General features: G+C 32.3%; 13 protein-coding genes. 9 read left to right on the forward strand and 4 right to left on the reverse strand.

What is annotated here, in order from left to right:
* Positions 1–34: 34 nt before the first annotated feature.
* From AC3Y25_RS01085 to xrtF, 4 genes are all read right to left on the reverse strand, one after another.
* The gene (locus AC3Y25_RS01085) at positions 35–2,041 is read right to left on the reverse strand and encodes a TonB-dependent receptor plug domain-containing protein (RefSeq protein ID WP_489901452.1); all 2,007 of its coding nucleotides are present in this window, start codon (positions 2,039–2,041) and stop codon (positions 35–37) included.
* 118 nt (positions 2,042–2,159) lie between these two features.
* Entirely contained in the window at positions 2,160–2,558 is a 399-nt protein-coding gene (locus AC3Y25_RS01090; protein WP_489901453.1) for an HYC_CC_PP family protein, read from the reverse strand.
* A 46-nt stretch (positions 2,559–2,604) separates the two neighbouring features.
* Positions 2,605–3,051, reverse strand: coding sequence for an exosortase F system-associated membrane protein (locus AC3Y25_RS01095; protein ID WP_489901454.1), 447 nt, complete (start codon positions 3,049–3,051; stop codon positions 2,605–2,607).
* Complete coding sequence (xrtF, locus tag AC3Y25_RS01100; RefSeq protein ID WP_489901455.1) at positions 3,041–3,577, reverse strand: exosortase family protein XrtF; 537 nt, start codon at positions 3,575–3,577, stop codon at positions 3,041–3,043. The genes AC3Y25_RS01095 and xrtF overlap by 11 nt, the downstream gene beginning before the upstream one ends.
* Positions 3,578–3,647: 70 nt before the next feature.
* On the opposite strand from xrtF, the gene AC3Y25_RS01105 reads away from it, so the two are divergent.
* The 9 genes from AC3Y25_RS01105 to AC3Y25_RS01145 all read left to right on the forward strand — a co-directional run bounded on the left by AC3Y25_RS01105 (position 3,648) and on the right by AC3Y25_RS01145 (position 15,418).
* Positions 3,648–4,103, forward strand: coding sequence for a GAF domain-containing protein (locus AC3Y25_RS01105; RefSeq protein ID WP_250834291.1), 456 nt, complete (start codon positions 3,648–3,650; stop codon positions 4,101–4,103).
* Positions 4,104–4,136: 33 nt separating this feature from the next.
* Positions 4,137–4,832, forward strand: coding sequence for a toxin-antitoxin system YwqK family antitoxin (locus AC3Y25_RS01110; RefSeq protein WP_489901456.1), 696 nt, complete (start codon positions 4,137–4,139; stop codon positions 4,830–4,832).
* Between the two features lie 110 nt (positions 4,833–4,942).
* Positions 4,943–5,887 carry an energy transducer TonB gene (locus tag AC3Y25_RS01115; protein ID WP_379794709.1) on the forward strand — a complete coding sequence of 315 codons (945 nt, stop codon included), beginning with the start codon at positions 4,943–4,945 and terminating at the stop codon, positions 5,885–5,887.
* 174 nt (positions 5,888–6,061) lie between these two features.
* A complete protein-coding gene (gene rpsO, locus AC3Y25_RS01120; protein WP_012023524.1) occupies positions 6,062–6,328 on the forward strand; it encodes a 30S ribosomal protein S15 in 267 nt (88 codons plus the stop codon).
* Between the two features lie 179 nt (positions 6,329–6,507).
* Positions 6,508–8,643 (forward strand): polyribonucleotide nucleotidyltransferase, encoded by a 2,136-nt coding sequence (locus AC3Y25_RS01125; RefSeq protein WP_250834293.1) that lies wholly within the window; start codon positions 6,508–6,510, stop codon positions 8,641–8,643.
* A 324-nt stretch (positions 8,644–8,967) separates the two neighbouring features.
* Entirely contained in the window at positions 8,968–9,714 is a 747-nt protein-coding gene (locus AC3Y25_RS01130; RefSeq protein WP_489901457.1) for a hypothetical protein, read from the forward strand.
* A 5-nt stretch (positions 9,715–9,719) separates the two neighbouring features.
* On the forward strand, positions 9,720–12,503 hold the full coding sequence (locus AC3Y25_RS01135; RefSeq protein WP_489901458.1) for a TonB-dependent receptor: 2,784 nt from the start codon (positions 9,720–9,722) through the stop codon (positions 12,501–12,503).
* Between the two features lie 27 nt (positions 12,504–12,530).
* Positions 12,531–13,712: a DUF4249 domain-containing protein gene (locus tag AC3Y25_RS01140; protein ID WP_489901459.1), complete on the forward strand. Its 1,182-nt coding sequence runs from the start codon at positions 12,531–12,533 to the stop codon at positions 13,710–13,712.
* Positions 13,700–15,418 (forward strand): hypothetical protein, encoded by a 1,719-nt coding sequence (locus tag AC3Y25_RS01145; RefSeq protein ID WP_489901460.1) that lies wholly within the window; start codon positions 13,700–13,702, stop codon positions 15,416–15,418. Before AC3Y25_RS01140 ends, AC3Y25_RS01145 begins: the two co-directional genes overlap by 13 nt.
* Positions 15,419–15,486 lie beyond the last annotated feature (68 nt).

The raw sequence follows: 15,486 nt of genomic DNA on the forward strand, positions 1-15,486 counted from the left end.
TTTTTATTGTTATTGAAATTGATTTTTGTTATTGCTATTTAATTTTAAATCTTAACCCCGCATAATACATCTGTCCAAAAATTGGAGCGTATGCGATCGATGCATCAAAATTAGGTCCAAAAGGATCGTTTGCTCCTAAAATTGCTTTTTGCTGTTTATAATTTCCAATATTCTCCCCTCCTACATATACCTCAAAAACCGATGAAAAAACACGAGTTACCTGAGCATTCATCACGCCATAAGCTGGTGAAAAATCAGGAAATTGATCTTCTACAGGATTTGTTGCCGTATAAGGCAATTGCTGTTTTCCTGACCAATTATACGTAAAGTCAAACCTCCATTGTTTATCATCATTCATTGTTGTTTCGTATTCTAAATTTCCTAAGAAACGATGTTTAGCTTGAAGCGGACGCTGGAATGTTCCTCTTAAATAATCGGTTTGAATGTCGTAATATTTGTAAGCTGTTCTCAAATTTAAGTTATGAATCAATTCATAATTAAACTCTACTTGAAGGCTGTTTGCAAAAGAACTTCCTTTCAAATCATAAAACAAAACTTGTTGCGGGCTTTGCATCACATCTACAACAGCTTGATTTTGGAAATCGGTGCGGTAAAAATCAAAACCTGCATCGGCATTTTTATTGAAAAGACGGAATTTCTGCGAGAAACTTACACCATAATTCCAAGCAATCTCTGGATTTAAACCGTAAACTTTTCCACTAGAATCTAAAATCGAAAAAGTTCTTGAACTGGCAAAAAGCTGCTGATTCTCGGCAAAAATATTGGCAGAACGTTTCCCTCTTCCCGCAGAAAAACGAACTACTCCATTTTTCCAAGGATTATATCTCATGTGCAATCTTGGAGTAACAAAAAAACCTAATCGATTATGGTTATCTACTCTTCCTCCTAAAATCAAACTGAAATTGTCTGCATTATCGTAAGTATACTCAAAGAAAGCGCCAACAGAATTATCAATTCTGCCCACATCTATTAAGTTGACAAACTCCTGATATTGATCGTAAGTAAAATTCAGACCAGTAGTAAACTTGTGCATGGTGTTATTGATGATCGAATTGAAAATCAAATTAGAATAAAAACTATTTTGTTTGATATCGTATTGATTTAAACCATAATAAGAATCCTGTTTATGACTATTAAAAGCATTTTGAAAACCGATACTTTGATAAGGCATATCTTTAAACACATATCCGATTTTTGTTGAAACATCAAAACGTTCTGTATTAATTTCAGATCCCCAATGGTTAGTCGTACCTCGATCGCGATCTTTATCAAAATCAACTTCTCCTGTTTGTTTTTTATCATTCATATACCTGAAATTGATAAAACTAACCAATCCGCTTTCCGGATCGTAATATTGGTAACGGTTTAAAACATTGATTTGTTTTCCTAACGGATTATCTAAAAAGCCATCATTATTCATGTCGTTTTTAGCTACGCGCGCATTTCCATGAACAAACAGACTTGTTGCCCATTTATCTGATAATTTTTTATTGAAATGAGTATTTAATTCAAAACGAGAATCGGTTGAACCATAAGCATTCAAGAAAAACGGAATATCGTTTAAAGGTTTTAAAAGCTCCGTATTAATTTGACCTGAAATACTTTCGTATCCATTTATAACACTTCCCGCTCCTTTGGTAATCTGAACACTTTCGATCCAAGTTCCAGGAGTAAATGACAATCCGTAAGCTTGAGAAGCTCCTCGAACAGAAGGAATATTCTCTTCTGTAATCATTAAATAAGGACTCGTCAATCCAAGCATTTTAATTTGCTTAGTTCCTGTTAAAGCATCAGAAAAATTGACATCGATTGATGGATTGGTTTCAAAGCTTTCTGCCAAATTACAACAAGCCGCTTTAAGCAGTTCTTTACTAGTAATTACAGAAGTATTGGCTGTTAAGGTATAGGATTTTTTAATTCCTTTTTGCTTTTTAGTGATTTTTACCTCTTCTAGATCTTCTTGTGAAAACACAGATACAGAAAGCAAAAACGCCACAAAAAGCATTATATTTTTTTGCATAAAAAATGATTTTAATGTTGAAATAGAATTACATTATTGCATTCTGCCCAAAGCGAAAGCAATTAAAATGTAAATACGAAGTCTTAATCAAGACTTGTAGTGCATCTTAACATTAAAATCAGGAATAGAAAATATACTGATGGTATAATTTAAATAAAGGGGGCGCATTCGCGTCAGCATAATACGAAAGAACTTCTTTCTTTTTAAAATTTGGAATTTCTAAAAAGACAAGAGGTTTGTAATCTTGTACAACTGCTGGGAAAGCAAATTGAAAAAAGAAGAATTTGATTGTTGCATCATCTGATTTCTTTTCGAAATGAACAACTTTGTCTTTACAACAAGAGTTCTTTTTCTCTTTAGAACCGCAGCATTTCTTTTCAACAACAGGTTCTGCAGTAGTCTTTAATGAAACCGAAGCAATTTCTCCGCCACAATAGTGCACATCAAAAGCAAACCCAATATTGGAAACCAATAAAAGGAACGCCAAAAACAGACCTGTACACTTTTTCAAATTCATACTGCAAAGCTATTCAAAAACTGTTGATAAAAAACTAAATGAATTGTTATTTTTTAGATTTCTGAAGCTGATAGTAAAATCCAGGAATAAACAATAACACCAAAATTGGTTGAACTATAAATCTTCTCACATAAAAAAGAAGCCAACTGCCATCCGGAAAAAAATTAAGTATTATATAAAATAAACTCAATAGCACAACCAAAAAGGAGGCATAAACAAATGAGCTAAACTTAAAAATATCACGATCTTGAAATAAGACATAAATCAGTAAAAGTGACAAAGCAGAGTTTAGAAAATAACGAAGAAAAAGCGACCCGAAAAGTTTTAAAGTTGTCACTTCAGGATAAGGACTCGAATGGAAATCGGCTTCAAAGTATCTCAGAAAAGGATCATAAAACAAATTTCTTTCAAATGACCTAATCAAAGCAAAACCTATTACCACAATAATTGCTGTAAAGATTTTAAATTTATTCTCTTTTAAATTATTTAGCATATTTTGAAAATCTATTAATCCAGAAAACCCATAAAATAAAAACATATCCGTAAATCACTAAAGGAAAGAAAGTACCATGTAAAAATCGGGTATATTGAGGAAAATTATATACAAGGATAATCAAAATCGCAATTCTTAGAACATTTAATAGGTATATAGATATAAGTCCAAAAAGTATAAACAGTACTGTTTTTTTTAAACTTCTCGAAAAAGCAGCTACAAACGACACAAAAAGTATCATTACGCTAACAGCATTACACCCCTCTGTTATACGCGCTATGAATTTGCCACTTAAAATAATCTCCTGCCACGGATTTTGTGAACTTTTCTGAATTATGATATCATAATTAAAAAGCTTTAGCAATTGTTCTGCATTTTGCCCGGCTATCATTGTCGCACCATCAAGTTCCTCGGCTTGATAGCCATTTAAATAAAACTTATACAGCAGTGTAAGGACAATATAGGTAAGAAAAAAGACGCTTACAAAAATTAAGAATGGCTTAAACTGGACTAAATATTTTTTCAAGAGATTTTTTTTTCAAATTTATGTATTTTTTGAGTTCAGCTTTAAATACTTTTGTATAAATTTTTACATTATGACATTTCAAGAATTACAACCAAAAATAAGTGCAATTGTTACTGGCACTGAAACAGATAGAGACGGAAAATTATTAGCAATATGCCAACTTTTAAACGAAAACGTGGAGTATTACAACTGGGTTGGATTTTATTTTGCTAATCACGAGGCTAAAACTTTACATTTAGGACCTTATGTTGGTGCAGAAACAGACCATACTGTTATTCCTTTTGGAAAAGGAATTTGCGGCCAAGTTGCTGAAAGTAATGCCAATTTTGTTGTTCCAGATGTGAAAGCACAAGACAATTACATCGCCTGCAGTTTAACCGTAAAATCGGAAATCGTAGTACCCCTTTTTGTTAACGGAGTAAATATTGGTCAAATCGACATCGACAGCCACGTTATTGATCCTTTTACAGAAGCTGACGAAAGATTTTTAGAATTTGTAAATCAAGAAGTTGCTAAATTATTCTAGAAGAACTATTTTTAAGATAAAAAATAGCACAGAATGAAAAGAAACTTCCTTCTCTTTTTGCTTACACTAATTTCAGCTCATCTGTCTGCACAAATTAATATGGTTTCTAAAAAAATCTTTTTAGACTCCTTAAATCGCGAATGCACACTAGAAAACTCTGCCTACACAAGAGTAATTACCAATTATTCGCAAAAAAGTGTTCGGTATGTTGTAACTGATTTTTATAAGAATGGAAGAAAGAAAATGACTGGTTCTACTCTGGATCGCGACGTCTTAAAAAAAGATGGCGAATTTATTTACTATTATAAAAACGGAGCAAAAGAAACCGTTGTCAATTATTCTGAGGATCACAAAAACGGAAAAGAAATCAATTGGTACGAAAACCAGAATAAAAAGTGCGAAAAACAGAATCTATGGGATCCAAAAACAAAGAAATCACAAACTTTGATTATTAACTCTTGGAGCGAAGACAAAACGCAAACTGTAACAGACGGAAATGGGGATTATCAAGAAACCGATGGACCTATAACTCAAAAAGGAGAAATTAAAAACGGTTTAAAACAAGGCATCTGGCAGGGAAATGATTTAGCTAAAAACACTTCTTTTACTGACAACTATGACAAAGGGATTTTAATTTCTGGAGTACGTGTTGATGAAAACAATATTAAAACTTCTTATTCTTCATTAGGCGAGAAACAATCAGGGAAAAAAGTTGTCAAATTAAAATAATACATTAGTCAACAGCAAAGAAAAAAAGACTTTTTATTTTTATAATACACCAATCTTGACTTTTTGTATTAAAAATATTACTTTGCTTTAATTTTATTTCCAAAACCTATATGAAACAAATTTTACGGCTTTTATTTTTTATTTTAATTTTTGTTCAGGCATTTTCACAAAACGCTGTAACTGCTAATAAGTTAATTTATTTAGATTCTATGTGGGTTCCGACTACTCCGGAAAATTATAAATACACGAGACTTATTGAAGAATACTACTCAGATAAAAAGTCTTATATCTATAAAGATTATTATAAATCTGGAAAGATAAAATTTATTGCCACTACTACAGACAGAGATATTATCAAAATTGAGGGGCAAGCTGTCTCTTACTATGAAAATGGAAATAAAAAATACACTGTCAACTATGTCAATTCAAAGAAATCAGGAAAAGAATATAACTGGTACGAAAATGGAAATATAAAATCTGAAGTTTACTATCCAGAAGATGAAAAAGGCAACGTTGAGGGCAAACTAAATAATTTTTGGAATCCTGAAAAAGAACAAATTATAACAGATGGAAATGGATATTACTCCTATAAAAGCAAAAACAGTGAAGAAGCTGGGCAAATTAAAGACGGCGAACCAGAAGGCACATGGAAAGGAAGTGATTTTAGGAGAAAATCAAGTTTCATTGAAATGTATAAGAATGGAAAATTAGTTTCTGGCATTACCACAGATTCTCTAAACATAAAACATTCCTACAGTACTAAATACCTTCAGCCAAGTCCTAAGAATGGAATAAATTCATTCTACAGTTATATTGGGAAGTCAATGCACATTCCTTTTGAAGCCAGAAAAGTTTCTGGAAAAATATACATGACATTTATAGTAGATGAAGAAGGTAATCTAGTAGAACCAAAAGTAATAAAAGGCGTTGGTTATGGCATCGATGAAAGTGCAATACAATTGATTAAAGAAGCTCAAAAATGGAATCCGGGAAAGAACAGAGGTATTCCAGTAAGAGCTCTTTATAAATTACCAATAACTATAATGACAAAATAAAATTAAAAATCTTAATTTAAAAAAACACCTTCAAATCATTAAAATTGAATTTTATAGAATTCCTTTTTAAGATTCTTTTATTTTTTTTTGATTTTTCTGTTTTTTTAATCTAATTTTGCACCCGTCTTACAAAAGTTGTATGGCATACATAAAAATCATTAAAACAATATTGGAATGTATTTAACTAAAGAAAAGAAAGAAGAAATCTTCGCACAACACGGTGATGCAAAAAACACTGGTAAAGCTGAAGGTCAAATCGCATTGTTCACTTACAGAATCTCTCACTTAACTGAACACTTGAAAAAAAATCGTCACGATTACAACACTGAGCGTTCTCTTGTACTATTAGTAGGTAAAAGAAGAGCTTTGTTGGACTACTTGAAAAAGAAAGATATCAACAGATATCGTGAGATTATCAAAGTATTGAATATCAGAAAATAATCAATATAGAAAAGAGGTGCGAAAGTGCCTCTTTTTGTTTTTACATTATAGCTATTTATAATAAGCATATTACAAGAAAAAAAGTTTGGTTTTTCATTGGGTTTTAGATAACAACAACTACACACAACAACACTACAACACAACTAAAACCCATTGTATAATCAATAAGGAAAAAATTTATGATTCCACAATTATTTGTAGAAAAGATCGATTTAGGTGATGGCAGAAGCATCACAATCGAGACAGGACGTTTAGCGAAACAAGCTGACGGTTCTGTAGTAGTAAGAATGGGCGACACTATGATTCTTGCAACAGCAGTTTCAGCTCGCACATCAAACCCAGGCGTTGATTTTTTACCGTTAACGGTAGATTACCGCGAAAAATTTGCAGCAGCAGGTCGTTTTCCAGGAGGTTTCTTTAAAAGAGAAGCTCGTCCAAGCGACAGCGAAGTATTGACAATGAGATTAGTTGACCGTGTATTGCGTCCGCTTTTCCCAGACGATTACCATGCTGAAACACAAGTTATGATTCAATTAATGTCTCACGACGAAGAAGTTATGCCAGATGCATTAGCTGGTTTAGCTGCTTCTGCGGCATTAGCAGTTTCAGACATTCCATTTTATAACTTAATTTCTGAAGTACGTGTTGCACGTATCGACGGGAAATTAGTAATCAACCCAAGTAGAGAAGAATTAGAAAAATCTGACATCGATATGATGATTGGAGCCTCTATGGATTCTGTAGCAATGGTTGAAGGTGAGATGAAAGAAATCTCAGAAGCTGAAATGATCGAAGCTATTAAGTTTGCTCACGAAGCTATCAAAGTTCAAATTCAAGCTCAATATCGTTTACAAGAAGCTTTTGGTAAAAAAGAAATTCGTACTTACGAAGGAGAGAGAGAAAACGAAGAAATTTACGCAAAAGTAAAAGCTGCAGCATACGACAAAATCTATGCTATTGCAAAAGTTGGTTCGGCTAAACACGAAAGAGGCGCTGCATTTGCTGAAGTAAAAGAAGAAGTTAAAGCTTTATTTACTGAAGAAGAATTAGCTGCTGATGGTGATTTAGTTTCTAAATATTTCTACAAAACAAACAAAGAAGCTGTTCGTAATGTAGTTTTAGAATTAGGTGTACGTTTAGATGGTAGAAAAACTACAGACATCAGACCAATCTGGTGTGAAACTGATTATTTACCAAGAGTTCACGGTTCATCTTTGTTTACTCGTGGAGAAACTCAAGCTTTGGCTACAGTAACTTTAGGAACATCTAGAGAAGCAAACCAAATCGATTCTCCATCTGAACAAGGTGAAGAGAAATTCTACTTACACTATAACTTCCCTCCTTTCTCAACTGGTGAAGCAAAACCATTAAGAGGAACTTCAAGAAGAGAAGTTGGTCACGGTAACTTAGCTCAAAGAGCTTTAAAAAATATGATTCCTGCTGATTGTCCTTATACAATTCGTGTTGTTTCTGAGGTTTTAGAATCTAATGGTTCTTCTTCTATGGCAACAGTTTGTGCTGGAACAATGGCTTTGATGGATGCTGGAGTTCAAATGGTAAAACCAGTTTCTGGTATTGCTATGGGATTAATTACTGACGGTGAGAAATTTGCTGTATTGTCTGATATCTTAGGAGACGAAGATCACTTAGGAGATATGGACTTTAAAGTAACTGGAACTGCTGACGGTATTACAGCTTGTCAAATGGACATCAAAATTGATGGTTTACGTTATGATATTATGGAGCAAGCTTTGGCTCAGGCTCGTGATGGACGTTTACACATTTTAGGAAAATTAACTGAAACAATCGCTGCACCAAGAGCTGACGTAAAAGCTCATGCGCCAAAAATCATTACCAGAACTATTCCTGGAAACTTTATTGGAGCTTTAATTGGACCTGGTGGAAAAGTAATTCAAGAATTACAAAAAGCTACTGGAACAACTATCGTTATTAATGAAGTTGACGAACAAGGTGTTATCGAGATTTTAGGTACAGATCCTGCTGGAATTGAAACTGTATTAGCAAAAATTGCTTCTATCACTTTCAAACCAGTATTAGGAGAAGCTTACGAAGTTAAAGTAATTAAAATGCTTGATTTTGGAGCTGTTGTAGAATATACTGCTGCACCAGGAAACGAAGTTTTACTTCACGTTTCTGAACTAGCTTGGGAGCGTACAGAAAATGTTGCCGACGTAGTTAAAATGGGAGATGTTTTCCAAGTGAAATACTTAGGAGTTGACCCTAAAACTAAAAAAGAAAAAGTGTCTAAAAAAGCACTTGTTCCAAGACCTCCACGTGAGGAGAAAAAAGAGTAATCAGATCTTAGTTTACTAAAGGTTTATTCATAGAAAACCCCAATTCTTAATCGAATTGGGGTTTTTCAGTTTTTGAACTATTTGTACCTTTTTGCTATCCTTCTACAAATCAGGCTTATTCTTCATAAAAATCAAAAAACACATCACTACAACATCATTTTTCGAATATTTTTAATAAAAATTCTAAATTTTAATAGTCTAACAATGCCTTTCACTAGCCTGTAGCGTGATTTTATAACAATTTAACAAATTAGCGTTTTATTTGTAACCTTTTTTTTATACTTTTGAATTCTTCCAAAAACAACTAATAAACCATTAAATCCTTTGAAAAATTACCAAAAAAAAATCGTTTTTCTCATTTTATTTGAATTATTATTAAACATTCATACTATCCAGAGTCAAACTAGCAATGACGTAAAAACTTACAATTGGTTTGACACTACAGTTGGCAAAGACAATCTGGATATTAACAATGGGGTACCACACACAAATCCTTACAGAACTTTAAGAAATGACATTCATTTGTATTTAGTAGATAAATACGAATTAGGAAAAGCTATCTACGAAAACCAAGCTTATTATGATGTTAAACTTAAATACGACATCTATCGCGACATATTGGTTTTGAATCCAGCTGGAGGTTCAGAAAATGTCGGTATAAGTTTAATTCAGAATAAAGTCAGTTCGTTTTCGATCCAAGATAAGAACTTTATCAAAAGAGAAAGAGCAACCGAAGACATTCCTGAATTTACCACAGGCTACTACGAAGAAAGTAAGGTTGCACCAGAATTAATTTTGTATATCAGACATCACAAAGACATGCAAAAAACAATTTCTGACAACAGCATCTACTATGTATTCAAAGAAAACAATTCTTATTTTATCGATTTAAAAGGCAAAATTTATTTAATAAAAAGCAAAGGCGACCTTATTAAATTATTCCCAGAACAGAAAAAACAAATCAATGGGTTTTATTTATTGAACAGAGAACTAAGAAAATCCGATTTAGATCAATTCATGAAAAATTTGATGAAATACACTTTTAACTCTCTTTCAATATCAAGCAAATAAAACAAATGAAAAAAATTTTACTCTCCTTACTTATCGTCTTCTCCTTTCAATTGTCTTTTGCGCAAAATTCTAATGAGAAGTTATCGATTACTTTAAAAGATGAAACTTTAGAAAACACTATAAAACGTATTGAATCAACGACATCTTATAAATTTTATTTTGATTCGGCTTGGTTAAATTCTAACAAAACACTTATTTCTGGCACTTTTAATAATGTTAGTATTGATGAATTTATGTCTGCTGTTTTAAATAAAACAGACTTAAATTATGTTGTTATCAAGAACAAAGTAATCTTGACGCTTAACAGCACAATATACAGTACTTTACCATCTAATTATTTCCCTGACGAACCACTTCAAACAAACAGCCAAGGAAATGATCAGAATGATAATCCGGTTTTTTATCAGCAATATGACTCAACTAGTAGCTATAGTGTAAGCAAAAAGAGCTCTATTGTATTTATAGGTAAAGAAAATAAGGACACAACAAAGAAAACATTTACAGTTACTGGAACCGTTAAAAATGAAGAAAACGGAAAACCAGAAGCCAATATTTATATTAAGGTAAAAAATAAAAACATAAGTACATCAAGTGATCTTGACGGAAATTATACTTTACAATTGCCACGCGGAATAAATATAGTAGAAATAAAATCGCTTAGCCATAAAGAGGTTACAAAAACTTTAGTGGTATACGATGACGGTCAATTTGATATAGAACTTAACGAAAAATCGAATCAATTAGACGAAGTAGTCATTAAAAAGAAAGGACAAAGAGCTACAGAAACAGTTGTATCTGGTTTGGTTTCTATTGATATTGAAAACATAAAAAATGTTCCTCTTATTCTTGGAGAAAGAGATATTTTTAAAGTTGCTACTACTTTCCCTGGTATAAAAACTACTGGTGAAGGATCTTCAGGATTTAACGTTCGTGGAGGAAAAGAAGATCAGAACTTAATTCTTTTGGATAATGCAGTGGTGTATAATCCACAGCACTTTTTAGGTTTCTTCTCTGCTGTTAATCCTTACACAACAAAAAAAGCTGACATTTACAAAGGAAGCATTCCTGCCGATTTTGGAGGAAGACTATCGTCTGTATTTGATATTGCGACAAAAAACGGAAACAAAGAGAAAATTTCTGGAGAAGGTGCTATAGGACCAATTACTTCAAACTTGACATTAAGTGTGCCTCTTGAAAAAAATAAATCTAGTATAATTGTTGGAGGCCGCGCAACATATTCTGATTGGATTTTAAAACAATTGGATGATGAAAGGCTTAAAAATAGTGAAGCTGGATTTTATGATGGAATTTTAAAATACCAAAACAACATCAACAGTAAAAATGCAATTGAAGCAATGGCCTATTACAGTCATGACCGTTTCAGATTGAGTTCAGATTCATTATACAAATACAGCAACAGATTATTTTCTGCAAAATGGGATCATACTTTTAATGACAAAAACAAAGGAGCTCTTATTTTAACGAATAGTGAATACAAATTCAACATAGATTATCATTCTGACAATGTTAATTCTTTTGATTTCGGATATAAAATAAACGAGACTCAATTGCAATTAAAGATGAATTATAAGTTGAATGAAAAACACAATTTTTCTTATGGTTTAGCTAGTAAATTATATAATATTTCACCAGGCTACCAGCATCCGACAAACCCTAATTCAACTTTAGTTCCGACTGATATTAATAAGGAAAAAGGATTAGAATCGGCAATTTACCTCGCAGACAATTATAAAGTAAGCGACAAATTATTGATTGATCTTGGTTTAAGATATTCTTTATACGCATCATTAGGGCCTGCTGATGTTAATACTTATGAAAGCGGCAAACCAATTAGTGATGCTACAATTATCGATACAAAGCACTATAACAATAATGAAGTTGTAAAAACTTACGGAGGCCTAGAACCAAGAATAGCGGCACGCTATTTCTTTACAGAAGATTTTTCTATCAAAGCAGGTTATGATGTGACAAGACAATACATTCATCTTTTGTCTAGCAACACCACACAATCTCCTACTGACACTTGGAAATTATCTGATGCTAACGTAAAACCACAAAGTGCACAACAAGCATCTTTAGGATTGTTTAAAAACTTTGGAGATGACGAATACGAAGTTAGCTTAGAGGGTTACTACAAGAAATCTAAAAATATTTTAGACTATAAAGTTGGTGCGCAATTATTGCTAAATGAAAATGTAGAAACAGAACTTTTACAAGGTGAAGGAAAAGCTTATGGTGTAGAGTTTTTAATTAAAAAACAAGTTGGTAAATTAAATGGATGGTTAGGATACTCTTATTCAAGATCATTGATTAAATTAGATGGCGAGTTTAATGAAGAAATTGTGAACAATGGTAAATTCTTCGCTTCAAATTTTGATAAGCCACATGATTTAAGCGCTGTTTTAAATTACAAATTCACAAAACGTTATAGTCTGTCAACAAACTTTATATACCAAACGGGAAGACCAATTACCTACCCTATTGGAACATATAATCTTGGAGGCGCACAATACACTTTATATAGCGATAGAAATGAATTTAGAATACCAGATTACATTCGTTTAGACATCGGTATTAATATTGAAGGGAATCATAAAATTAAAAAATTAGCGCATAGTTTCTGGAATATTTCTGTTTACAATGTATTAGGAAGAAATAATCCATACTCGATATTTTTTGTAACAGATCCAAACGGAAAATTAAAGGGATACAAAACATCAATCTTTTCTATTCCAGTTCCAAGTATAACTTATAATTTTAAATTTTAATCTTCCGTAAAGCAGAATTTAAAAATCATGAAAACATTATTAAAAAATAAAATAGCAGCATTACTACTAATGAGTACTATATTCATTAGCTGTACTGAAACCTATAACCTTAAGACTGATTCTTACGAAGAAGCACTTGTTGTAGAAGCAACTATAACAAATGAATTAAAAAATCAGGAAATTAAACTGACGAAGACTGCTCGTTTGGAAGAAGAAGGTATACAAGTAGAAACAGGTGCGAATGTTGTGGTTACCGACAATAAAGGAAATAGCTATCATTTTACTGAAAATTCAGAAAAATATATTTCTGATTTAGAGTTTAAAGCAGAACCTAACACAGAATATTCTTTAGAAATCACTACAAAAGGCGGTAAAAAATACCAATCTACAAGTGAAGTTTTGACAACTGAAAATCAGATTGAAAACCTAGTCCCTAAAGTGGTTTCAACCCAAGAAGGAGAAGGCGTACAAATAAGTGTTGAAAGCTACGACCCAACAAATACTTCAAAATACTACAGATACGAATATGAAGAAACCTATAAAATAATCGCACCAAAATGGGGTGACCAAAAACTAATTGCAACTGGCCCACAAGAAATTGCACTTGTTCCAAGTCCATTAGACATTCAAATTTGTTATGGCTCAAAAAAATCTGTTGATATCATTCAAACATCAACAACAAATCTACAAGAAGACCGCGTTAATTTTCCTGTGCGATTTATAAGTGACCAGAATTATATCATCAGTCACAGATATAGTATTCTAGTTCGCCAATACGTACAAAATCTTGAAGCCTATACTTTTTACAAAACATTAAAAGAAATTTCAAGCAGCTCTAGTGTATTATCGCCTAAACAGCCTGGTTTTTTAAATGGTAATATTAAATGCGTTACCGATACTGAAAGCAAAGTAATAGGCTTTTTTGATGTATCTTCTGTATCATCAAAAAGAATGTTTTTTAATTATGCCGACTTATATCCAGGAAGACCTTTACCTCCGTATTATGTGCCATGTATTGACGCTGAGTACAGATTCTGTTTCGGATTTGGTGATCCTCCTTGCCTTGGACGACAATTAATAACAGAACTTAACAGCTATAGACTTTGGTACAGCTATAATACCAACGACTATTATACTATGGTACCTATAGAATGCGGAGACTGCACAACATTTTCATCTAACGTAAAACCTTCATTTTGGACAGAATAAAGCACCTATTATTATTGTTTGTTTTAATTAGCACACAATTAGGAAACGCACAGCAAAATATTGTTGTAGACGAAACTATTTACCTTCATGCCAATGCATCGACATTTGTATCGGGTGAGACATTATTGTATAAAATTTACTGCTTAAAATCGTCTGACAAAACCATAAGTCCTATTAGTAAAATTGCTTATGTAGAATTGGTAGACAGCGATAAAAAAAGCGTTTTTAAAGCCAAAATCAAGCTAGAAAATGCGCTAGGACAAGGAGATTATTTTATTCCGACTACTCTTAAAACAGGAAGTTACAAACTAGTTGCTTACACCAATTGGATGTTAAACAAACCTGCTTCAGATTTTTTTCAAATGGATATTAACATTGTTAATCCTTATAAAACAAATGAAAAAACTCCAAACAGCAATGTTTTAACAGGCGCTTCAAATACTTTAGAGAGTTCAGTAAACACGACAGATTTAAACCTTAGATTAAACAAAAAAGTTTTCTCTAGTCGCGAACATGTCGATTTAAAACTAGAATCATCAAATGATAATATTAAAGAAGGAAGTTACTCCTTATCTGTTAGAAAATTAGACAACATCCCTACTCAAAATTCAATTTCGGCAACTAATTTTGCCACTATACCATCAAATACTGTTGTGCTAGATGGTAATTCAAAAGCAGTGCTTCCAGAATTAAGAGGAGAAATGATATCGGGTAAAGTGGTTTCTAAAAGCGGAACAGATAAGATTCAAGATGTTACGGTTTCTTTTTCTTTACCAGGAAAATCTTTTGTTTTTCAAGTAGTAAAGACAAATTCAGAAGGACGATTTATTTTTAGCATTGATAAAGAGAATTACAATCCAAACATCATTATTCAAGTAATTGATGAGCGTGCTGATAATTATTCTATTACATTGGACGAACTTCCAAGCATAAACACAACGCAATTAGCATTTTCGCCAAATAACAATTTATCATATACATTTAAGGAAAGCCTTTTAGACAGAGCGGTTTCAAGTCAAATTGAAAATGCTTATATCCATAGAAAAAAGGACAACTTAGAAAAGCAAACCACTCAAGATCCATTCTATGCCACTAAAGCAAAAGAATACGTTCTGGATGATTATACGAGATTTAAGACATTAAAAGAAACAATAACAGAGGTTACAACAGAAGTATATCATAAAGAAAATAACGGAGTCATGCATTTGCATGTAACAGATCCATCTGTTTTCCCTCAATTACCAGATCCTGCATTAGTACTAGTTGACGGATTGCAATTGCAAAACCAAATTGATTTATTAAAATACAACATGAAAAACATCTATAGAATCGACCTTATTGTCGGAAGATATTATGTTGGACCAAAATCATTTAACGGATTAGTAAGTTTTATAACTTTTGATAAGGATTTCGCAAGCACACAAAGCGGTTCTTCAATTCTAAAAACTACAATTTTGAGACCACAGCTTAAAAAAATCTACAACAATGTAGATTATACAAACTTAGCTGACAATGCAAGAATTCCTGATTTTAGAAATCAATTGCTTTGGAATCCTGATGTAAAATTAAATAAGGATTCTCAAACTTCATTCTACACTTCTGATGTTGCAGGAAATTATGAAATAAGATTGGAAGGTTTTGCAAAAAACGGAACTCCAGTTTCTATTAAAGAATTAATTGAAGTAAAAGATACAGCGACAAATTAAAAAAATTACAACTACTAAAAGCCCATGTTTCAAAAAGTTAGAAACATGGGCTTTTTATTTTTTCATAG

The sequence above is a fragment of the Flavobacterium sp. LK-23 genome, assembly GCF_058135255.1.